Source organism: Xanthomonas sp. WHRI 6106 (genome assembly GCF_040202405.1).
GTDB lineage: Bacteria > Pseudomonadota > Gammaproteobacteria > Xanthomonadales > Xanthomonadaceae > Xanthomonas > Xanthomonas cannabis.
In genome coordinates this window covers 297,501-319,498 of record NZ_JBEGFC010000005.1, presented here as the reverse complement: position 1 = coordinate 319,498, position 21,998 = coordinate 297,501, and the positions used below count along the sequence as shown (strand labels likewise).

Sequence of the window (21,998 nt, the reverse complement as noted above, 5' to 3'; positions counted from 1 at the left end):
TCCGTATGCAGGTGATGTCGCCAAGCGCCGCGCGCGAGGTGGTGATCACCTATCAGGCGTGCCCTATAGCAGGCGCGTCTGCGTAGGCAGCTCGACCTCGCCACGACGCGAGGCGATGCGGTCGGCCAGGCGCGTGGGTTCGGGCAGGCGATAGGCGCGCAAGGTGCGCATCGTCCAGTCGAGGGCGCCGTGCATGGAAACGCGATGGCCGGGCGAAACGATCAAGGGGTTGCAGCGCAGCTTGCTGCGCAGCGCCCAGCCGATCTGTGCACCGGCAAGCAGGATCGGGCTGTGATCGCCGCGTTCGGGGCCGGGTTCGCTGAAGCTGCCGGCCAGGCGTTGCTTGGCCACGCCGATGCAGGGCAGGCCGGTCACCACGCCGAAGTGGGCCGCGATGCCCAGCTTGCGTGGATGCGCAATGCCCTGGCCGTCGATGAAGACCAGCTCCGGCGTGCGCGACAGCAGCGCCAGGGCCTGCTGCAATGCCGGCAGTTCGCGAAAACTGAGCAGGCCGGGCACGTACGGCATCGAGGTCGGCACGCGTGCGACATGCGTTTCCAGTGGCAGCAGCGTGTGCGCATCCAGCAACACGGCGGCCGCGCGCGTCGTCTGGCCGTCGTCTTCGAACCCGACGTCGAAGCCTGCAAGCAGCTGCGGCGTTGCGCTCACCTCATCCTGTAGCACCACGCGCTGTGCCAGTTGCTGTTGCAACTGTCGCGCCTGGGTCGCGCTGCCGTCCCAACCGGCGAAGACGGGGTCGTTGGTGTGCATGGCCACAGCATCGCGTGCGGGCCGTGGCGATCTCGTGCACGCCTGCGATGCACGCGCTGCCGCTACAATCGCAGGCTGATCGGCCCCCAATCGGAGAACCGTAGTGACCCGCAAACTCGTACTGCTGCGCCATGGCCAGAGCCAATGGAACCTGGACAACCGTTTCACCGGCTGGGTGGATGTGGAACTCACCGAGCAGGGCCGCCAGGAAGCGACGGCGGCCGGCAAGCTGATGAAGGACGAAGGGCTGCAGTTCGATGTTGCCCACACCTCGGTACTCAAGCGCGCCATCCACACGCTGCAGGGCGCGTTGAAGGAGCTCGACCAGGACTGGCTGCCGGTGTCCAAGAGCTGGCGCCTCAACGAGCGCCACTACGGTGGCCTGCAAGGCCTGGACAAGGCCGAAACCGCGGCCAAACACGGCGAGGAGCAGGTCAAGATCTGGCGCCGTTCCTACGACATCCCGCCGCCGGCGATGGACGTTGCCGACCCGGGCCACCCGTGTCACGACCGTCGTTACGCCACGCTCGACCGCAATGCGTTGCCGGGGACCGAGTCGCTGGCAACCACGCTGGTGCGCGTGCTGCCGTACTGGCACGACGCGATTGCGCCGCAGTTGAAGGCCGGGCAGACCGTGCTGGTGACCGCGCACGGCAACTCGCTGCGCGCGTTGTACAAGTACCTCAACGACGTCTCCAACGAGCAGATCCTGGAGCTCAACATCCCCACCGGCATCCCGCTGCTGTTCGAGCTGGACGACAACCTGCAGGTGCGCAGCTTCCGTTACCTGGGCGACCCGGAAGCGGCCAAGCGCGCGGCCGAAGCCGTAGCCAACCAGGGCAAGGCGAAGTAATCGCTGCTGGCGTTCAAGCGCTGCGTGCTCGCGCGCAGCGCCTGTCGTGTGTGGTGTGCGGCTGCAGGAGGCTGTGGGCCGTGGTGAATGGAAACGGCGCGTGGGCGTGAATCGCGCACGCGCCGCGCTAGTGCAGGCGAGACATGATGTCCGGCAAACGTAGAACCCAGCAGATGACTGCCACTTACTGTCGCGCGTATCTGGTGACCGTGGGGACGTTGTTGGCCGGTGGAAGCGGTGCAGTTGCGGTATTGACCGGCGCCAGCATCTCCGGCCCCGGGCTGGCATTGGCCTTGCTGATCTGCGTGCTCGGTGTGGTGATGCTGGCGATGGGTCTGTTCGGCCCGGTACGGCAGATGGAAGCGTGGGCCGATGCGGCGTCCGGGCATGAGGTCGCCCTGGTGCTGATGGGGTTGGCGTATCCGGTCTACCTGTTGATGGCGCCGTTCTACGCGCGTCGGTGACTGCCTGCGACGGTGCGTGTTGCGCCGGGATGCAGGTATTGGGTGAAACAGCCGTTCGCGGCGTCAGTGGCAGACGCGCCGGCGGCCTGCCGTTGCAATGACGTTTCTATAAAGCGCGGCAACGGACGCTAGAGCGTCGCGGTGCCGCTGCAGTGATCTGGTGTGGCCGGTTGCAGAGTGACTGACGAGGGTGCGAGCGCCGCTTGATGCGCTGCTCTTCGCCAGTGGCTCCCGACGGGCTGCCGACTTTTTTCGACCGCGCATGCGCGGTCATGCCTTGGAGAATTCAATGAAGTTGAGCAAGTTCGCGCCGCTATCGCTTGCGGTGGCCATCGTGGTTGCGTTGTCTGCATGCGGCGCCTCCAACGACACGGCCAAGGGGACGCCCACCACCCCGCCGGCTGCACCGACCAAGGTCGATGTGTCCAAGCTCGATGCGCCGATCGTGGCGTTCAGCAGCGGCGATCTGGACCCGAGCATCGCTGCATGTCAGGACCTCAACGGCTTCGTCAACGCCAAGTGGCTCAAGGCCAACCCAGTGCCGTCCGATCGCACCAGCTGGGGCAGCTTTGAAGTGCTGGCCGAGCGTTCGCTGACCATCCAGCACGCGCTGGTGGAGCAGCTGGCGCGCGGCAATCTGTCGGCCGGTTCGGTGGACGCCAAGATTGCCGACCTGTGGCGCACCGGTTCGGACGAGGCAGCGATCGACACCGCCGGCATCACCCCGCTGCAACCGCAGTTGAAAGCGATCGATGCGCTGACCGATACGCCGTCCATCGCCGCGTGGCTGCGCGACAGCTATGCCAAGGGCCAGGGCTTCATGTTCTCGTTCGGCGCCAACGCCGACTACAAGAATTCCGAGCAGATGATCGCCTATGCGGGGCAGGGCGGCCTGGGCCTGCCCGAGAAGGGCTACTACACCGATCCGGCGCAAGCCAAGATCCGCGAACAGTACGTGGCCTACATCGCACGCGTGCTGGAGCTGTCCGGCATTCCGGCCGCGCAGGCGGCGACCCAGGCCAAGGCGGTCATGGCGTTCGAGACGCGGCTGGCCGCCGCCTCGTTGTCGCGGATCGAACTGCGCGACCCGGCCAAGCGTTACAACCCGGTCGATGTGGCCGGCGCCAATGCGGTGACGCCGCACTTCGACTGGCAGGCATTTTTCAGTGCGCTCAAGGTGCCGGCCGGCACCTTTTCGCTCAGCCAGCCCGGGTACTTTGCCGAGCTCGATGCGATGCTCGCCGACACCCCGGTGGATACCTGGAAGGCGTATCTGCGTTTCCACAGCGTGGACGAGGCGGCGCCGTATCTGGCCAAGCCGTTCGAGCAGGCCAACTTCGATTTCTATTCCAGGACGCTGCGCGGTCAGCAGGACATGCTGCCGCGCTGGAAGCGCACCTTGAACGCGGTCAACGAGGCCATGGGCGAGGCGCTGGGCCAGCTCTACGTGCAGTCTGCATTTCCGGCCGAGTCGAAGGAGCAGATGCAGCAACTGGTGCAGAACCTGTCGGCTGCGTTGAAGGCGCGCCTGGAAAGGCTCGATTGGATGAGCGCCGAGACCAAGCAGCGCGCGCTGGAGAAGTGGGCCAGTTTCACGCCCAAGATCGGTTATCCGGATCAATGGCGTGACTGGTCCGGGCTGCAGACGCGCGGCGATGGCTTCCTGGCCAACATGCAGGCCGCGCAGGCGTTTAACTATCGCTACATGCTCGACAAGATCGGCAAGCCGGTGGACAAGCGCGAGTGGCACATGACGCCGCAGACCGTCAACGCGTACTACAACGCCACCCGCAACGAGATCGTGTTTCCCGCCGCCATCCTGCAGCCGCCGTTCTTCGATCCCAAGGCCGATCCGGCGCTCAATTACGGCGGCATCGGTGCGGTGATCGGGCACGAGATGATGCACGGCTACGACGACTCCGGCAGCCAGTTCGATGCCAAGGGCAACTTCGCCAGCTGGTGGACGGATGCGGACCGCAAGCTGTTCACCCAGCGCACCGATCAACTGGTGGCACAGTTCGACGGCTATGAAGCCATCCCCGGCGTGCATGTCAAAGGCAAGCTGACGCTGGGCGAAAATATCGGTGACCTGGGCGGGCTGACCGTGGCCTACGATGCCCTGCAAATGGCGTTGAAGGAACAGCCCGATGCCAACAGGCAGATCGACGGCTATTCGCAGGATCAGCGTTTCTTCATGAACTGGGCGACCGTGTGGCGTCGCAACTTCACCGATGGCGAATTGCGTGTGCGCCTGAACACCGATCCGCACGCGCCAGCCAATTTCCGCGCCAACGGTGCGCCGTCGAACATGCCGGTGTTTGCGCAAGCGTTCCAGTGCAAGCCGGGTGACGCGATGGTGCGCGGTGACAAGGCGCGTGTCGCCATCTGGTAGGCGGCCGCTGCACGACTGCGTTCTGCGACAGCGGGCGCAGTCGGTGATGGTGGGGGTCCCTGCAGTTGCGCGTGGCTGCGTGCAGCTGGGTTGCGTCGGGTGGGACCTGGTCGCGTCGTCCCGGAGGTGCGTGCGTTGCCGTTTGGCATGCACGCCGCTTGCGCAGGCGATGCCGGCAAGAGCGATCAAAAAACCCTTATTTTCCAGGGTTGTCGAGCCCGCTTGCGTAGCAGGCCCTGCACGCGCCGCTGCAGGGGCAGCATCTACACTGGCGCGTCGTGAATGTCAGGGCCGGCAGTGAGCAAGCGTAACGTCTTCAAGTGGATGGGCATCGGCATCGCCGTGTTCGTGCTGGGCAGTGCGCTGTCGTTGTACGGGTACGGCCGCTTTGCCGACCGCCAGCGCGGCCCGGTAAGCCATGCGTTGCCGGCCACGGTCGTCAGCACGCCGATCGATCAGGTGGTGGCGCCCTTGCAGCAGGCGCACCCCGATCAGACCGGCATGGTGATCCTGTCCGACAATATCGATGCGTTTGCAGTGCGTGCGCTCACCGCGCGTGCGGCCGGGCGCAGCCTGGATCTGCAGTACTACATCTGGCATGCCGATTTCACCGGCAATCTGCTGCACAACGAGTTGCTGCGTGCTGCCGACCGCGGCGTGCGCGTGCGCCTGCTGCTGGACGACATGAACATCCATGGCAGCGATTCGGTGCTGGCCGCGCTCGACAGCCATCCGATGATCGAGATCCGCCTGTTCAACCCCACCCGCGCGCGCGAAGGCACCCTGATGCGCGGCGTGGAGATGGTGCTACGCATGTTCAGCATCAATCGGCGCATGCACAACAAGGCCTGGATTGCCGATGGGCGGATTGCGGTGGTGGGTGGGCGCAACGTGGGCGACGAATATTTCGATGCCGCGCGCGATACCAACTTCATGGACATGGATGCAGCGCTGATGGGCCCGACGGTGCAGCAGGCCGAAGGCAACTTCGATGCGTACTGGAACAGCCCCAATGCCTTGCCGCTGGCCGCCCTGGTGACGGCAAAGCCGCAGGCGCTGGAGGCGCTGCGTGGCAGCCTGGATGCCGGCGTGGCCTCGGCACGCGCGCACCCGTACGTGGAGCGGCTGCGCCGCTCGCCGAGCGTGCATGCGCTGATGCAGGGCGATCGTGCGGTGCATTGGCTGGACCATGCACGCATCGTCTCCGATCCGCCGGAGAAGGCCGAAGGCGCACCGCCGCAGGCCGACTGGATGACGCCGGTGTTGATCGGCGAGATGGCGCGCGCGCAGCACGAGTTGAAAGTGATCTCGCCATACTTCGTGCCCGGCGACGAGGGCATGCGCTGGATCGGCGAGCTGCGTCGGCGTAATGTCCGGGTCAATATCCTGACCAATTCGCTGGCGGCAAACGATGTGGTCGCCGTGCACAGTGGCTACGCCGACTATCGGGTGCCACTGCTGCAGCAGGGCGTGCGCCTGCACGAGCTCAAGCCGATGGGCAAACCCGATGGCAGCCTGTTCGGCTCCAGCGGCGCCAGCCTGCACACCAAAGCGTTTGTGGTGGACGACAGCAGCGGTTTCATCGGCTCGTTCAACCTGGACCCGCGCTCGATGAACCTCAATACCGAAATGGGGCTGCTGTTCGACGACCGGGTGGTCACTGCAGAGCTCGAGCGGCTGTACAACCATAAGGTCAGTGCGCCGGTGAGTTACCGCGTGACGCTGGACCAGGGTGAGCTGCGCTGGCACGACGACGCCGCAACGCCGCCGGAGGTGTGGTCACGCGAGCCGGCCGCAAGCGTGTGGCGGCGCGGCGCGGCAACGGTGATGGGCTGGTTCCCGCTGGAGTCGCAGCTGTAGCTGGTTTGGTCAGCGGGTTGCCCTCATCCGCCCTTCGGGCACCTTCTCCCGCAGGTGGGAGAAGGGAGTGTGGCGGCCTGGTCAGATCCGTTGGCGCGTGACGCGGACGTCTGTCGGGTTATTGCAGCTGCGTCACGATCTCGCGTGCCATCGCGCCCAGTGGCAGGATGCGGTCCGCGCCGCCGCGTTTGATCGCTTCCTTGGGCATGCCGAACACGATGCTGGTGTGCTCGTCCTGCGCCACCGTGCGCGCGCCGGCCTGACGCATTTCCAGCAGTCCGGCGGCGCCGTCATCGCCCATGCCGGTCATGATGATGCCGAGCGCGTTGCTGCCGGCCGCACGTGCAGCGGAGCGGAACAGCACATCCACCGACGGGCGGTGCCGGTTCACTGGCGGGCCTTCCATCACTTCGACGAAATATTGCGCGCCACTGCGCCGCAGCAGCAGGTGTTTGCCACCGGGCGCGATCAGGGCGCGGCCCGGCATCACGCGGTCGTTGTTGGCAGCTTCTTTCACGGCGATCTGGCACAGGCCGTTGAGGCGCGCAGCAAAGGCGGCGGTGAACTTCTCCGGCATGTGCTGCACGATCACGATGCCCGGGCACACGCGCGGCAACGCGGTCAGCACTTCTTCCAGCGCCTGGGTGCCGCCGGTGGAGGTGCCGATGGCGACGATGCGCTCGGTGGTCTGCGCCAGGGCGCGCCCGCTCTGTGCCGGCAGGATCACGTCGGCGGTGTGTTTGACTTCCGGCTCCATCGGTGCGGCGGTGACGCGTGCGGCCAGCCGCTTGACGTTGGCGCGTGCGGCGCTGCGTACGGTGGCCACCAGCTCGTCGGCCGAATCGGTGAGGAACTGCTTGAGCCCCAGGCGCGGCTTGGTCACCACCGCCACCGCGCCCGCGGCCAGCGCGTCCATGGTGACGCGTGCGCCCTTTTCGGTGAGCGTGGAGCAGATCACCACCGGGGTGGGCCGCTCGCTCATGATCTTGCGCAGGAAGGTGATGCCGTCCATGCGCGGCATTTCCACGTCCAGCACGATCACGTCCGGCCATTGCTGGCGCATCTTGTCGATGGCCAGCAGCGGGTCGGCGGCCGTGGCGATCACCTCGATGCCTTGCGCGTCGTTGAGCACGCCCACCAGCACCTGGCGCACCACCGCCGAGTCGTCGACCACCATGGCCTTGATGGTGGCGGGATTGGCGGTGGGGCGGTTGAGCGCTGTCGACACGGTGAATCCTTGGGTCATGCCTTGCGGAAAATCGAGGGTGCCACCTGGACCAGATCGATGTCGAGTTCGCTCAGGCTTTCCGAGTGGCCGATGCAGAAATGCCCGCCCGGCTTGAGGGCGGCCAGCACGCGCAGGATCACCTCGCGCTTGGTCTGCCCGTTGAAATAGATCATGACATTGCGCAGGAAGATCGCATCGAAGCTGCCCAGCGGCGGCAGCGCAGCGTTGAGGTTGGCGTGCACGAACTGCACGCGGTCGCGCAGGCGGCGCTCCACCAGCAAGGTACCGGCGTACTCGCCCTGACCACGCAGGCAATAGCGTTTGAGATACGGCTGCGGGATGCCGTCGATGCGTTGCAGCGCGTAATGCCCGGTGCGTGCCTTGGCCAGGACGCGCGTGCTGATGTCGGTGCCCACGACCTCGAACGGACGCCCCTGCAGGGTGTCGTCCAGCACCATCGCCATGCTGTAGGCCTCCTCGCCGCTGGAGCTGGCCGCGCTCCAGCAGCGGAACGGCAGCCCGCCGCGATGCTCTGCGGCCAGCTTGCGCAGCAGCTCGAAGTGCTTGGGCTCGCGGAAGAAATAGGTTTCGTTGGTGGTCAGCAGATCGATCGCGGTCTGGATTTCCGCACGGTCCTGGCGGCTTTCCAGCAGCTGCAGATACTGGGTGTAGCTGCTGAACTGGTGCTCGCGCAGGCGCTTGCCCAGGCGGCCGCACAGCATGGCTTTCTTGCCGGAGGAAATGCTGATGCCGGCCGCTTCGAAGATGAAACGCTGAAAGCGGCCGAACTCCTGTTCGGTGATGGCGGTTGCGGTGCTCATCGGCTCAGGCCACGTCCGCATCGCTGGGCACGCTGCTGTCGCTCAGGCGCGCAATGCGCACGGCGTGCTCGCGCCACCAGTCCGACAACATCGGGCCGGGCATCGGCGACCCCATCAGATAGCCCTGCGCCAGATCGCACCCCAGCTCGCGCAGCAGCCGCCAGTCGTCCGGGGTTTCCACCCCTTCGGCCACGGCGGTCAGCTCCAGACGATGCGCCAGCTCCAGGGTGGATTCGAGCACGGTGCGCTGGCTGCGGCTGCGATGCGCGGCCTGCACGAAGCTGCGGTCCAGCTTGAGTTCGGTGAACGGGATGCTGGCCAGGCGCTGCAGCGAGGAGAAGCCGGTACCGTAGTCGTCGATCGACAGGCCGAACCCGTGCAGGCGCAACCGCGCCAGCATGCTCAGCGCGTTGGCCGGCTCCACGATGGCGCTCTCGGTCAGTTCCAGCACCAGGTCGGCCGGGCTCAGGCCGTTGTCACTCAGCTTGCCGCACAGCTGTTCGAGAAAATCCTCTTCGCTCAGCAGGCGCGGCGACAGGTTCAAGGCCAGGCTCAGCTCGAAACCTTCGGCGCGCCAGTCCACCAGCTGCGCGATGGCCTTGTCGATGACCTGCTGGGTCAGCGCATGGATCAGCCCTTCGCGTTCGGCCAGCGGGATGAAGCGGTCCGGGCCGATCATGTCGCCCTGCGGCCGGCGCCAGCGTGCCAGCGCTTCCACACCGCGCAGGCGGCCATCCTTCAGGTCGAGCTTGGGTTGGTAGGCCACGCGGATTTCGCCGCGCCGCATCGCGCGGTCCAGCCGCGAGGCGGCCGCGCCGCCGCTGGACATCAACGGCGAGATCGCCGCCGCCGATGCGACGGGCGTCGTGGTACCGCTGTCCGGCTCGCAATCCAGCACGGTGGCCAGGTCCTGCAGGTTCATCGGTTTTTCGATCCCGCCCAGCACGCGCACGCCGGCACTGCGGCTGAGCTGCATCACCGCATCGATCAGCGCGCCGCCGCGTTGCGACACCACCACGACCGGCACGCCGTACTGGCCGCGGGCCAGCGCGTCGAGCAGTTGCACGCCGTCCATGCCGGGCATTTCCAGATCGATCAGCAGCAGCGACGGCGCCGTGGCGTGGCTCAGCCAATCCAGCGCCGCGTGACCGTCGCCGGCGCCATCGACCTGCGTGGCGCCAAGCTGGCGGCATAACGCCATGGCGTGTTCGCGCTGGACCACGCTGTCGTCGACCACCAGTACCGGGCCGGCCAGCGTGCAGTTGCAGGAGAGAAGGGCGGGGCGCATGGGAATCCTTGCGTGCATGCGAAAGTCAGGCCGCCAGCGCGGCGGCAGGAAGCTGGGCGAGCGCATCGTTGCCCAGCACGGCATCGGCATCGAGCAGGATCACGAAGCGCTCGCCGATCTTGCCCATGGCCTGGATGAAGTCGCGCGCGATGCCGGCGCCGAAACTCGGTGTGTCGACGATATCGCCCGTGGCGATCTCCAGCACTTCGCTCACCGCATCCACCAGCAGCCCGAGCACCTGCTGCGTGTCGGCGTGCGCGATCTCCACGATCACGATGCAACTGCGCTTGGTGATTGCGCTGGCGCTGCGTCCGAAGCGCTGCTGCAGGTCCACCACCGGCACCACCGCGCCGCGCAGGTTGATCACGCCACGTAATGCCGGCGGCATCATCGGCACATCGGTGGGCGCGCGGTATTCGATGATCTCCTTGATGCCGAGAATCCCCAGGCCGAACATCTCCCCACCCAGCGTAAAGGTGAGATATTGCTGCGGGGCCGCCGGCGACGGTGCGGTGCTGTTGGCAGTGTGCGTGTGCATCGTCGGCACCTCAGAAGCTGGCGAACTGCGATTCGTCGATGGCATCGGCAGTGGCCGCCGCCACGCCGATCTGGCGTACGTTGGTGCGGCGTGTCGCTACGCTGACCACCGGCGCGTGGCCGGGCTGCACCACACGTCGCGGCCCGCTCTTGCTGGCCGGCACGGCGCCACGTCCGCCGTTGCCCAGCCGGAAGAAGCCCATCAGCTGCTGCAGCTGTTCGGCCTGCGCGCTCATTTCTTCGGATGTGGCGGCCAGTTCTTCGGCATTGGCCGCAGCCGACTGGGTGGTCTGGTTCAACTGGCCGACCGCGGTGTTGATCTGGCTGACGCCGGCGGTCTGTTCTTCGGAAGCGGCGGCGATCTCCTGCACCAGGTCGGAGGTGCGGCGGATCGAGGGCACCATCTCGCCCAGTACGCGGCCGGCGCTCTCGGCCAGTTCCACGCTGGAGCCGGCCACTTCACCGATCTCCTGCGCAGCGATCTGGCTGCGCTCGGCCAGCTTGCGTACTTCGGCGGCCACCACGGCAAAGCCCTTGCCATGTTCGCCGGCACGCGCCGCTTCGATGGCGGCGTTGAGCGCCAGCAGGTTGGTCTGGTACGCGATGTCGTCGATGATGCCGATCTTCCTGGCGATGTCCTTCATCGCCACCACGGTGGCGCGCACGGTGTCGCCACCGTCGGCCGCTTCGCTGGCGGCCTTGGCGGCCATGCTGTCGGTGACGCGCGCGTTTTCGGTGTTCTGCGCGATGGAGGCGGTCATCTGCTCCAGCGAGGCGCTGGTTTCTTCCACGCCGGCGGCCTGTTCGCTGGCGGCCTGCGCAAGCGCCTGCGCGGTGGCGCTGACTTCTTCCGACGCACTGGCCAGGTTCTCGGCGTTGCGATTGACCTCGTCCACGATCTCGGTCAGGCGGGTCATGGTGGTGTTGACGTAACGCTGCATGTCGGCGAACGCGCCTTCGTAGCGGCCTTCCACGGTGTGGGTGAGGTCGCCTTCGGCCATCGCGCCCATCACCTGGATCACTTCGGAGATGCTGCGCAGGTTGCCGCGCGCACGTTCCACGGTGTCGTTGATGAAGGCCTTCTTGCCGGGCAGCTGCGCCAGCGGGGCATCGAAATTGCCGCGGCCGAATTCGGCCACCACACCCATCGCCAGCTTCTTCACCGCGATATGCGCGCCCACCATCTGGTTGATGCCCAGCGCCATGCTGCGGAAGTCGCCGTCGAAACGTCCGCTGTCGATGACCACGTCGATATCGCCGGCCTCGTGTTCGGCCGACATGTGGTTGATCTCGCCGATCAACCCGGTGAGGTTGCCGCGCACCTGTTCGATGGTGTCGTTGATGAAGCGCTTCTTGCCCGGCAGCAACGGCAGCTGCGCGGTGAAGTTGCCGCGGCCGAACTCGCCGACGCAGGCGATGGCCTGTTTCTTGACCGCGATGTGGCCGGCGACCATGGTGTTGATGCCCTCGGCCATGCGGCGGAAATCGCCGGTGAAGCGCTGCGTGTCGATGACCACGTCGATGTCGCCGGCATCGTGCTCGGCGGACATGTGGTTGACTTCGGCGACCATGCCGATGAGGTTGCCGCGGATCTGGTCCACGACGTCGTTGATGAAGGCCTTCTGGCCCGGCAGGCGCTCCAGCTCGGCGGCGAAGTTGCCGCGGCCGAACTCCGCCACGCACGCCATGGCCTGCTTGTTCACGGCGATATGGCTGGCCACCATGCGGTTGATGCCATCGCCCAGGGTGCGGAAATCGCCGTCGAAGCGCGCCACGTCGATGCGCGCCTCGATCTGCCCGGCATCGTGTTCGCGCCAGACGCGGTTGATCTCTTCGTTGACGTGACGGATGCCGCTCTGCACCTTGCGCAGGCCGCGCAGCACGTCGCCGGCCTGCTCGTCGCGTGTCTGCGGCAGGGCGACATCGAAGTTGCCGCGCGAGAACGCGTCCAGCGTGGTGGTGGCCAGCTCCAGCGAGTCGCTGGCCAGGCGGATTGCCCACACCAGCAAGGCGCCGCTGATCAGTGCGGCCACGATGCTGGCGCCGAGCAGGGCCGCATGCGAGAGCGTCAGCGCGAAGCCGGCGACGATCACGAGGACGGGCAAGGCCACCGCAAGCGCGGCGGTGAACCAGAGTTGGGTGGCGATCGGAAGACGGTGTGACATGGCGAGTGTCCTGGGGTCAGGTAACGACGAACGATGCGGATGGTCGGAGCGGGACTGCGAACGCTCAGGCCGCCAACGCATCCTGGTTGGGGTGCAACTGCTGAAGCAGGCTGGGCACATCCAGGATCAGCGCGACATCGCCGCTGCCCAGGATGCTGGAACCACTGATGCCCTTGACCTGGGCGAAGACCTTGGACAGCGGCTTGATCACCGTCTGCCATTCGCCCAGCAAGGTGTCCACGACCAGGCCGAAGCGCTGTGCGCCCTGGCGGATCACCACGATGCTTTCGCGTGCGGGGGTCTTGCCGCCAAGCGCGAACAGTTCACGCAGGCGCACATACGGCAGCACGCTGCCGCGCAGGTCGATGTAGTCGCTGGCGTAGTCGGGCGTGAATTCCACGCATTCCTCCACCACATCCAGCGGCACCACGAACACGGATTTGCCCACGCCCACCTGGAAGCCGTTGATGATGGCCAGGGTCAGCGGCAGGCGCACCGAAATGGTGGTGCCCACGCCGGCCGCGCTGTCGATATCGACCGTGCCACGCAATGCGGTGATGTTGCGCTTGACCACGTCCATGCCGACACCGCGGCCGGACAGGTTGGTGACCTTTTCGGCAGTGGAAAAGCCCGGCTCGAAGATCATCGCGAATACCTCGCGGTCACTGAGCTGGCGGCCGGGTTCGACCAGCCCGCGTTCGAGCGCCTTGGCCAGGATGCGGTCGCGGTTCAAGCCGCCGCCGTCGTCGGTGATCTGGATGACGATGCTGCCGGAGTCGTGGTACGCATTGAGCCCGACGGTGCCGCGTGCGGGCTTGCCGCGCGCCACGCGCACGTCCGCCGGCTCGATGCCGTGGTCCATCGCGTTGCGCACCAGATGGGTGAGCGGGTCGCCGATCTTTTCCACCACCGACTTGTCCAGTTCGGTGTCTTCGCCGGCCACTACCAGCGCGATGTCCTTGCCCAGTTCGCGCGCCACGTCATGCACCACGCGCTGGAAGCGGCTGAAGGTGCCGCCGATCTTGACCATGCGCAGCTGCAGCGCGCTTTCGCGCACGTCTTCCACCAGGCCGGCCAGGATCGAGGCCGATTCCAGCAATTGCGCATCGCCGCTGCGTTGCGCATTGGCATTGGTGCTGGCCACGGCGATGATGAGTTCGCCCACCAGGTCGATCATGCGATCGAGCTTGTCGGCATCCACGCGGATGGAGCGTGCGTCGGCGTTGCGCGCACCGGCATCGGGCGCAGCCCGCGCAGGCGCTGCGGCAGCGGACGGCACGGCGGCCAGCGCGTTGCTCGGCGCGGCAACGGCCAGCGGCTCGGCCGCGAGCAGGGCTGCCGCATCGGCGGGCGCCGGCACCGCGACGATGTCCAGATCGCAATCGTCGCGAACGAATTCGAACACCTCTTCGATTGCGGCGCGGTCGGCATCGCTGCGCAGCAGGATCTGGAAGCCCAGGTAGTTGGCTTCCGGATCGAGCTCTTCAAAGCTTGGCAGCTTGCTGTGATCGGTGCTGATCGCTTCCACCGAACCCAGGCTGCGCAGATTGCGGATCAGCTTGAGCGGCGAGTTGCCGAAGCGCAGCGCGTCGGCAAACAGGGTGAGCGTGATGCGCCAGTACCCGCTTTGCTTTTCCGGCGTGCTGTGCTGGATGGCAGCGGTGGTGACGCCACAGGCGCTGGCATGCAGATAAGTCTGCAATTGCGCCAGCAGGGGTTCGGCTTCGGCGGCGAGGGCGGCGGGATCGGCATGGCCGGGGTCGGCCGCAGTTTCCACCAGCGCGTGGATGTGGTCACAGCACACCAGCAGCAGGCCGATCAGCTCCGAGCTCAAGGTCAGCGTCTCGTCGCGCACCAGGTCCAGCACGCTTTCCACCACATGGGTGAAGCCCACCAGCTGCGGCAGGTCGAACAGGCCGCCGGAACCCTTGATGGTGTGCGCGGCGCGGAAGATCGCATTGACCGCATCCGGCGACGATTCGCCACGCTCGGCTTCGAGCAGGTGGCGTTCCATGTCTTCGAGCAGGTCCCGGCTTTCGGCCAGGAAGGTCTGCATCAGCTGGTTCATGTCCATGTGCGTCACCAGTCCGTTAGTGAATGCGTTCGCCGAGGCCTGCAACCGCGTGCGGGTACAGCGCTTCGAGCAGGCCGAGCAGTTCGATCACATCCACCACCGCGCGGCTGGAATCGGTCAGCGAAAACGGCCGCCCGTCGGCCTGGATGGCCTGCTTGGTGGCCAGCAGCAGCTGCAGGCCGGTGGTGTCGATCTCGCTGACCGCGCCCAGGTCCAGATGCAATCCACCCGGATGCGCCAGTGCCGGCTGTAGCAGCGGCTTGAGTTCGGCGGCGCGACGGATGGTCATCTCGCCTTCCAGGGCAAGCGTCAACGGCGCGGGGAGATCGGAAAGCGGGCTGTTCATGAGTGCCTCGGGCGATGCCGCACGGGGAGTGCGCTGACGCGGGATGGATCGCAATGGCATGGGGTGGCGTGGCGCTGTTTTGCACGCGGGGTCATGCCGGTCCATGCTGGTATCGGCGCCTGACAGGAATATTTAGGCCAAATTCAGCGCAATGACGGTTTTGCGAAATACGTCACTGCACGGGCATTAACAGCTCAGTTTCGTCGCAAGCAGGCTCAGGAAGGCACTGTCCCGGGCTGTCCTGGGACAGGCGAGACGCTGGATCGAATGCTCGCTGACGGTGCCGGTGCTGCCTGACATGGACGGGGCATGTGCGATTTGCTGTTCGCGGCTACGGGCTACGGGCTACGGGCTACGGGCTACGGGCTGCGGCCGTTGGCGCTGTCCACTCCGGCCGGATCGAACGGGCAGGGCGTGGCGCATAAACGCAACGAGCAGGTGATCGCTCACCTGCTCGCAGGGACTATCGCGGTGGCGGCCCTGTCCAGGGCCGCATGATCGCCAGGCTGTGCCGCGCTTCAGCCCGGTGCCAGTGCCGCCAGCAGGCCGCGTGCCGCATTGAAGCGGTCGGCGCCTTCGGGCATCGGCAGTTTGATGCGCAGCTTGTCCGGGCCGTCCATGGTGTAGATCTTGGGCTGCTTCTGGATCATCTGGATGATGGTCATCGGGTCGATCGACGGCTTGGCCTCGAACACCAGGCGTCCGCCGTTCTCGCCCAGATCCAGCTTGCGCACGCCCAAGGCATTGGCCTGCAGCTTGAGCTCGGCAATGGCGAACAGGTGCTTGACCGGGTCCGGCAACAGGCCGAAGCGGTCGATCATTTCCACCTGCAGCTCGCGCAGCGCGTCGGGATCGCGTGCACTGGAAATGCGCTTGTACAGGGTCAGCCGCGTGTGCACGTCCGGCAGATAATCCTCCGGAATCAACGCCGCCACATGCAGCTCGACCTCCGCGCCACGCACTTCCTCGCCGGCATCCAGATCGGGCAACTTGCCCTGGCGGATGCTGCGCACGGCGCGTTCCAGCAGCTCGGTGTACAGGCTGAAGCCGACCTCGGCCATCTGCCCGCTCTGGTCTTCGCCCAGCAACTCGCCGGCACCGCGGATTTCCAGATCGTGCGTGGCCAGGGTGAAGCCGGCGCCAAGTTCGTCCATGGATGCAATCGCCTCCAGGCGCTTTTCTGCATCGGAGGTCATCGAGCGCCGATCGGGCACCACCAGGTACGCATAGGCACGGTGGTGCGAGCGGCCGACGCGGCCACGCAGCTGATGCAACTGGGCCAGGCCAAACCGATCGGCGCGGTTGATGATGATGGTATTGGCATTGGGGATGTCGATCCCCGACTCGATGATCGTGGTCGACAGCAGCACGTTGAAGCGTTGCTTCTGGAAATCCAGCATCACCCGTTCCAGCTCGCGCTCGGGCATCTGCCCGTGTGCGATGCCGATGCGCGCTTCGGGCACCAGTTCGGACAGGTCGCGCTGCATGCGCACGATGCTTTCCACATCGTTGTGCAGGAAGTACAGCTGCCCACCACGGCTGAGTTCGCGCTGGAAAGCTTCGCGCAGCAGCGCGTTGTCCCAGGCCGTGATGAAGGTCTGCACCGCCAGCCGGTTCGGCGGCGGGGTGGCGATGATGGACAGATCGCGCAGCCCGGCCATGGCCATGTTGAGCGTGCGCGGGATGGGTGTTGCGGTCAGTGTGAGCAGATGCACGTTGGCGCGCATCGCCTTGAGCGCTTCTTTTTGCCGCACGCCGAAGCGCTGTTCCTCGTCGACCACGACCAGGCCGAGATCCTTGAACTTCACGTCCGGCTGCAATAGCCGATGCGTGCCGATGATGACGTCGATCTCGCCGCTGGCCACCTTCTCCAGTTCGGCCTTGATTTCCTTGGTGCTCTTGAAGCGCGAGAGCACTTCCACCTTCATCGGGTAATCGGCGAAACGGTCGCGGAAATTGCGGTAATGCTGTTCGGCCAGCAGCGTGGTGGGCACCAGCACGGCCACCTGTTTGCCTGCGCTGGCGGCCGCAAACGCGGCACGCACCGCGACCTCGGTCTTGCCGAAGCCGACATCGCCGCAGACCACGCGGTCCATCGGCTGGCTGCTGGCCAGGTCGCGTAGCGTGGCATCGATGGCGGCCAACTGGTCGCCGGTTTCCTCGAACGGAAAGCCGGCCGCGAACGGCTCGTACATCGCGCGGTCCACCTGCAAGGCCAGACCCGCACGCGCGCGGCGGCGCGCCTGGATTTCCAGCAATTCGGCGGCCACGTCGCGCACCTTCTCGGCCGCCTTGCGCTTGGCCTTGGTCCATTGCTCGCCACCCAGCGAATGCAGCGGCGCGGTCTCGGCCGAGGCGCCGGAATAGCGGCTGATCAGGTGCAGCTGCGCCACCGGCACATACAGCCGGTCGCCCTTGGCGTATTCGATCTCCAGGAACTCGCCGGGCATGCCGCCGGCATCGAGCACGATCAGGCCGCGGTAACGGCCCACGCCGTGATCCTCGTGCACGATCGGCGCGCCTTCGGACAGCTCGCCCAGATCGCGGATGATCGCTTCCGGCTCGCGTCCCACCCGCCGCGAGCGACGCGGCTGGTTGGCCCGCTCGGGAAACAGCTGGCGCTCGGTGAGCACCGCAATCTGCGGGGCATCCAGCGCAAATCCGTCGTCCAGTGCGGCCACGGTGATGCCGAAGCGCAGCGTGGTCGCAGCCAGGAATGCAGGCACATCGGCCACCACCTCGGGCTTCAACTGCGCGGCGGCCAGCACTTCCATCAAGGCTTCGCGGCGGCCGGCCGAGTCGGCGGCCACCAGCACCCGGCCGGGGTAATGGCGCAGGAACGTCGCCAACGCCTGGCCCGCGGGCGCGTCCTTCGCGGCCACCGGCAAGGGCGGCAGCGGTTGGTCGCCGAGCGCGGCGGCCTCATCGATGCGCGGATGGTCGCTGGCCCACACTTCGATGCGCCCCAGCTTGTTGAGCCGCTCGCGCAGCGCATCCGGTGATTGGTACAACTCGTCCGGCGGCAGCAGCGGGCGTTCCACATCGTGGCGACGCTGTTCGTAGCGGCTTTGTGCCTGGGTCCAGAACGCATCGGCCGCATTGGAGACACCGCTGGCGATCAGCGGCAGGGCGCGCTTGTCCAGGTACTCGAACAAGGTGGCGGTCTTGGCGAAGAACATCGGCAGGTAGTACTCGATGCCCGAGGGCGCGATGCCGGACTTGAGGTCCTGGTACAACGCACTGCGCCGGGTATCCACATCGAAGCGTTCGCGCAGGCAGGCCAGCACGCGCTCGATGCTGGCATCATCCATCGGCACTTCGCGGCCGGGAAGCATCTTGACCGCGTCCACCTTGTCCAGCGAGCGCTGCGATTCCGGGTCGAAGGCGCGGATGGAATCGATATCCTCATCCAGCAATTCAACGCGCAACGGTGTGTCTGCGCCCATCGGGAACACGTCGAGCAAACCGCCGCGCACCGCAAAATCGCCCGGGTCCATCACCTGCGGCACGTTGCGGTAGCCGGCGCTTTCCAGGCGGCGTTTTTCCGCATCCAGGTCCAGGCGCTGGCCCACGGTGAGGTCGAAGCTGCCGCCAACGATGTAGCTCAGCGGCGCCAGCTGCTGCATCAGGGTCTGCACCGGGACGATCACCACGCCCTTGGTCAGGCCGGGCAGGCGATGCAAGGCTGCCAGGCGCTGGCTGATGATTTCCGGGTGCGGGCTGAACTGGTCGTACGGCAGGGTTTCCCAATCGGGAAAAGGCACCACCGGCAGCGCGGAGTCTTCGCCCAGCAGGGCGAGCAGATCGGCTTCGATCTGGTGCGCGCTCTGGTTGTCGCGGGCGATCACCAGCAACGGGCCGGCATGTGCTTCGGCGGCACGCGCGATCGACCAGGCCAGCGCCGTCGCAGACGAGGGTGCGCGCCAGTAGGCGCGGAGCTGGCCGGACTTGGGCAGCGGCGGGGAGGGGTAGGTAGGCTGCGGCATCAGCCGGCAATTTTACCAGAGCCCCCGCCGCGGCCGGTCCATCTGGCGTGAAAGGCGGCCTCAGGCCGCCTGCGCAAAGGCACGCTGTAGCGTCCCGCCTCATTATCCAGTTGCAACGCACCAGACGGCTTGCCAGTCGTCTATCGAAAGCCATGCCCGCTGGCTATCGCGACTGGCCCTTGCAGAAAAGTCGCAGACCATCTGCTCTGCGCCTGATCTGTCCGTAGCGAGCAATCAGGTCGAGACGCCTCCACTGTGCGTCTCGCGATCACTTCGCTGTCTCTACGTCTGGTCGAGGGCGCGGTGCCCTCACCGCGCCAGCCAGGCTGCCGATTGTTTTATTGAGACCATGCCCGCCGGCCATCGCGACTGGCCCTGCCGCAAGGTTGCAGCGTCAAAGGCCCTGCAGCAAACCGACGCAAGCCGCTCTTGCGAATCCCAAATCCCAAATCCCGAATCCCAGCCCCTCAAGCATCCAGCTCCAGGACCATCCGCACCAGCTCCGGCGAATCGGGATGCGCCTGCGGCCTGAAGCCCAGCGATTCGGCCAGCTGCAGCATCGGCACGTTGCTTTGCAGCACATCGCCGAACAGGCAATCCAGGTACTTGCGGCGCGCCCACTTCACCAGCTTGCGCATCAATTGCCGACCCAGGCCCTGGCCGGCGACGAAACTGCTGACCAGGATGGTGTATTCGGCCTGGCGGGTGCCCGGCACCAACGCGGCGCGGGCGACCGCCCCCACCAGCGCCTCGCCGGGCGGCAGCTGTTCGGCGGCGACCAGCACGATCTCGCTCTTGGGGTTGGGATGGGTCAGGCGTTGCACCATCTCCGGGGTGATTTCGGCGGAGGAGCGCACGAAACGCGCGCGGATTTCCTCCGGGCCCAACAGGCTGAAAGCCCCTTGCAGCGGCGGACCGTCCTCGGGACGGATCGGGCGGAGCAGAAGGGTGCGGCCATTGGGCAGGCTGAAGTTTTCATGCCAGGGAGGCATGCGATTGCGAATGGCCATGACCGGTGTTCCTTGAAGATCGGAAGATTCTGGCACCAGCCCGGCGCGCTACCGTGAATGAATCCGGTGCGTCGTCGGGGGCCAACAGAGGGGTGGCAGTGCTTCCCACTGGACTGTAACGAGCCGAGCCGTGAGCCGGTCGTGAGCTTGGCGCCCGGCTGCGGCGGCTGCCGGATGTGCCGAGCCAGTGCGTGCGCAGGCGATTGCGCTCGTGACGCCACACGCGCAGCCCCCACGCGGCGCGGAGGGCGTGCCCTGCCAGTGGCACACATCTGCAGCGCCCGGGAGCACGCGCGGATGCGCCACCGCAGTGCGACCGTCGCGCTGCAGCGCCTTATTCGGCTGCAGCTCCCGACAGGCGGCAGGTGGAAGGCACCGCATCACGCGTCCTGGCGCAGCCATTCCAGCCGGGTGGAGGCACCCAGCTCGCCCAGGTGCTTCTTCAGCACCGGCAGCGCCGGCGCCAGCACCTTGTCGAATTGCCAGGGTGCGTTGACGATCAACAGCCCGCTGCCGGTCAGGCGCAGCGGCGAGTCGTCCGGGCGCACCTGCAGCTCTACCACCAGCACCGACTTGGCCGGCAGCGTGGCGGCCTTGCGCATGAACGGCTGCAGGCTGCGGCGCAGCTTGATCGGGTACCACACCATGCAGATCGCCTGCGGCCAGCGTGCCAGCGCCTCGCGCACGCTGTGGATGATCTGCTGGTATTCGGCGTCTTGCGATTCGTACGGCGGATCGATCAGCACCAGCCCGCGGCCGATCTTGGTCTCGCCGGCGCGTGGCGGCAGAAACGCACGGATGGCTGCATAGCCGTCGCCGGCATGCACGCGCACGCGGTTGTCCTTGGCGAACAGGCCCTTGAGCGCCTCGGCTTCGTCCGGTTGCAGTTCGCAGAACGCCATGCGGTCCTGCGCGCGCAGCGCCTGCGCGGCCAGCAGCGGCGAGCCTGGGTAGTAATTGAGCTGGATGCCTGCGGTGGGGCGGGCGGGCTTCTGGCCGGGCGTGGCCGGGCGGGCGACGGCCTGGTTGTCGGCCTGCACCGCGCGCAGGTAGCGTTCGACCACCTCGGGCAAGGTGGCCTCGGCCATCAGCCGCATGACCCCGGCGTCGGCTTCGTTGGTCTTGCGGCTTTCTTCGCCACCGAGTTGATAGCGCCCGCGCCCGGCGTGGGTGTCGAGCACGAAGAACGGGGTGTCCTTGCGCTTGAGGGTGTCGATCAGGGCAAGCAGGGCGATGTGCTTGAGCACGTCGGCATGGTTGCCGGCATGGAAGGCGTGGCGATAGTTCATCGCGGCAGTGTAAGCGGGCACGCTGGTTTGCGCTGGCCTGCGGGTCTGGATGCTGCGCATGGGCGCCCTGTGCGCCGGGTGCATACCCGCCGCGTCGGCGCTTGGTGCTGTCGAGGGGCGCCGCATTGCGCGCCGTGCCTGCAACCATCGCCTGTGCCGAGGGCCTGCGGTGCCGCGATGGCGCTACAGGCCGCGCCGGCATGCGGCTATGCTGCGCGGCATGTCCGACTCTCCTGCCCGCGTGCTCGTCGTCGAAGACGAGGCCGCCATTGCCGATACCGTGCTGTACGCGCTGCGCAGCGAAGGCTATGCGCCCGAGCATTGCCTGCTGGGCCGCGAGGCGCTGGCGCGGCTGCGCGCCGAGCCGGCCGATGTGGTGGTGCTGGACGTGGGGCTGCCGGATATCAACGGCTTCGAGGTGTGCCGCAGCCTGCGCAGCTTCAGCGAGGTGCCGGTGATCTTCCTGACCGCGCGCAACGACGAGATCGACCGCGTGCTCGGCCTGGAGCTGGGGGCCGACGACTACATGGCCAAGCCGTTCTCCCCGCGCGAGCTGGTGGCGCGCGTGCGGGCGCGCCTGCGTCGCCGCACGGTGGCTGCAGTGGCAGAGCCGGGCTGGCAGCCGCACGGCGCATTTGCGATCGACCGCGAAGGCAGCCGCATCCGCTACGGCGATGCCTTGTTGCCGCTGACCCGTTACGAATACGCCTTGCTGGCGGCGTTGCTGCAGCGCCCCGGTGCGATCCTGAGCCGTGCGCAGTTGATGGACCGTGGCTGGGACGCCAGCGCCGATAGCGCCGACCGCACCGTCGACACCCACATCAAGACCTTGCGCGGCAAGCTGCGCCTGGCCGGCGTGCCGGCCGACCCGATCCGCACGCACCGTGGTCTGGGCTATGCGCTGGAGCTGTGAG

16 protein-coding genes are annotated in these 21,998 nt (G+C 66.7%); 5 read left to right on the top strand and 11 right to left on the bottom strand.

What is annotated here, in order from left to right; genetic code table 11:
• Positions 1-63: 63 nt before the first annotated feature.
• The gene (nfi, locus tag ABQZ09_RS10440; protein WP_349776830.1) at positions 64-771 is read right to left on the bottom strand and encodes a deoxyribonuclease V; all 708 of its coding nucleotides are present in this window, start codon (positions 769-771) and stop codon (positions 64-66) included.
• 103 nt (positions 772-874) lie between these two features.
• On the opposite strand from nfi, the gene gpmA reads away from it, so the two are divergent.
• The 4 genes from gpmA to ABQZ09_RS10420 all read left to right on the top strand — a co-directional run bounded on the left by gpmA (position 875) and on the right by ABQZ09_RS10420 (position 6,340).
• Positions 875-1,624, top strand: coding sequence for a 2,3-diphosphoglycerate-dependent phosphoglycerate mutase (gene gpmA, locus ABQZ09_RS10435; protein ID WP_047697473.1), 750 nt, complete (start codon positions 875-877; stop codon positions 1,622-1,624).
• Positions 1,625-1,770: 146 nt separating this feature from the next.
• Entirely contained in the window at positions 1,771-2,088 is a 318-nt protein-coding gene (locus ABQZ09_RS10430; RefSeq protein ID WP_228314121.1) for a hypothetical protein, read from the top strand.
• Positions 2,089-2,377: 289 nt separating this feature from the next.
• Positions 2,378-4,480: a M13 family metallopeptidase gene (locus tag ABQZ09_RS10425; RefSeq protein WP_349776829.1), complete on the top strand. Its 2,103-nt coding sequence runs from the start codon at positions 2,378-2,380 to the stop codon at positions 4,478-4,480.
• A gap of 297 nt (positions 4,481-4,777) precedes the next feature.
• Positions 4,778-6,340 (top strand): phospholipase D family protein, encoded by a 1,563-nt coding sequence (locus ABQZ09_RS10420; protein ID WP_349776828.1) that lies wholly within the window; start codon positions 4,778-4,780, stop codon positions 6,338-6,340.
• 118 nt (positions 6,341-6,458) lie between these two features.
• On the opposite strand, the gene ABQZ09_RS10415 is transcribed toward ABQZ09_RS10420, so the two are convergent.
• The 10 genes from ABQZ09_RS10415 to ABQZ09_RS10370 all read right to left on the bottom strand — a co-directional run bounded on the left by ABQZ09_RS10415 (position 6,459) and on the right by ABQZ09_RS10370 (position 21,084).
• Positions 6,459-7,586 (bottom strand): protein-glutamate methylesterase/protein-glutamine glutaminase, encoded by a 1,128-nt coding sequence (locus ABQZ09_RS10415; protein ID WP_184555364.1) that lies wholly within the window; start codon positions 7,584-7,586, stop codon positions 6,459-6,461.
• Complete coding sequence (locus tag ABQZ09_RS10410; protein ID WP_166751880.1) at positions 7,583-8,389, bottom strand: CheR family methyltransferase; 807 nt, start codon at positions 8,387-8,389, stop codon at positions 7,583-7,585. Before ABQZ09_RS10410 ends, ABQZ09_RS10415 begins: the two co-directional genes overlap by 4 nt.
• 4 nt (positions 8,390-8,393) lie before the next feature.
• Positions 8,394-9,677, bottom strand: coding sequence for an EAL domain-containing response regulator (locus tag ABQZ09_RS10405; RefSeq protein WP_184555361.1), 1,284 nt, complete (start codon positions 9,675-9,677; stop codon positions 8,394-8,396).
• A 25-nt stretch (positions 9,678-9,702) separates the two neighbouring features.
• Positions 9,703-10,215, bottom strand: coding sequence for a chemotaxis protein CheW (locus ABQZ09_RS10400; RefSeq protein WP_349776827.1), 513 nt, complete (start codon positions 10,213-10,215; stop codon positions 9,703-9,705).
• A gap of 10 nt (positions 10,216-10,225) precedes the next feature.
• On the bottom strand, positions 10,226-12,379 hold the full coding sequence (locus tag ABQZ09_RS10395; protein WP_349776826.1) for a methyl-accepting chemotaxis protein: 2,154 nt from the start codon (positions 12,377-12,379) through the stop codon (positions 10,226-10,228).
• Between the two features lie 64 nt (positions 12,380-12,443).
• Positions 12,444-14,453 carry a chemotaxis protein CheA gene (locus ABQZ09_RS10390; RefSeq protein ID WP_184372656.1) on the bottom strand — a complete coding sequence of 670 codons (2,010 nt, stop codon included), beginning with the start codon at positions 14,451-14,453 and terminating at the stop codon, positions 12,444-12,446.
• A 16-nt stretch (positions 14,454-14,469) separates the two neighbouring features.
• Positions 14,470-14,799, bottom strand: coding sequence for an STAS domain-containing protein (locus ABQZ09_RS10385; RefSeq protein ID WP_039414978.1), 330 nt, complete (start codon positions 14,797-14,799; stop codon positions 14,470-14,472).
• A 518-nt stretch (positions 14,800-15,317) separates the two neighbouring features.
• A complete protein-coding gene (mfd, locus tag ABQZ09_RS10380; protein WP_228314115.1) occupies positions 15,318-18,785 on the bottom strand; it encodes a transcription-repair coupling factor in 3,468 nt (1,155 codons plus the stop codon).
• 467 nt (positions 18,786-19,252) lie between these two features.
• Positions 19,253-19,795 carry a GNAT family N-acetyltransferase gene (locus ABQZ09_RS10375; protein ID WP_039414972.1) on the bottom strand — a complete coding sequence of 181 codons (543 nt, stop codon included), beginning with the start codon at positions 19,793-19,795 and terminating at the stop codon, positions 19,253-19,255.
• Positions 19,796-20,175: 380 nt separating this feature from the next.
• Complete coding sequence (locus ABQZ09_RS10370; protein WP_349776844.1) at positions 20,176-21,084, bottom strand: 23S rRNA (adenine(2030)-N(6))-methyltransferase RlmJ; 909 nt, start codon at positions 21,082-21,084, stop codon at positions 20,176-20,178.
• 208 nt (positions 21,085-21,292) lie between these two features.
• Between ABQZ09_RS10370 and creB the strand changes: the two genes are divergently transcribed.
• On the top strand, positions 21,293-21,997 hold the full coding sequence (gene creB, locus ABQZ09_RS10365) for a two-component system response regulator CreB (protein WP_349776825.1): 705 nt from the start codon (positions 21,293-21,295) through the stop codon (positions 21,995-21,997).
• Position 21,998 lies beyond the last annotated feature (1 nt).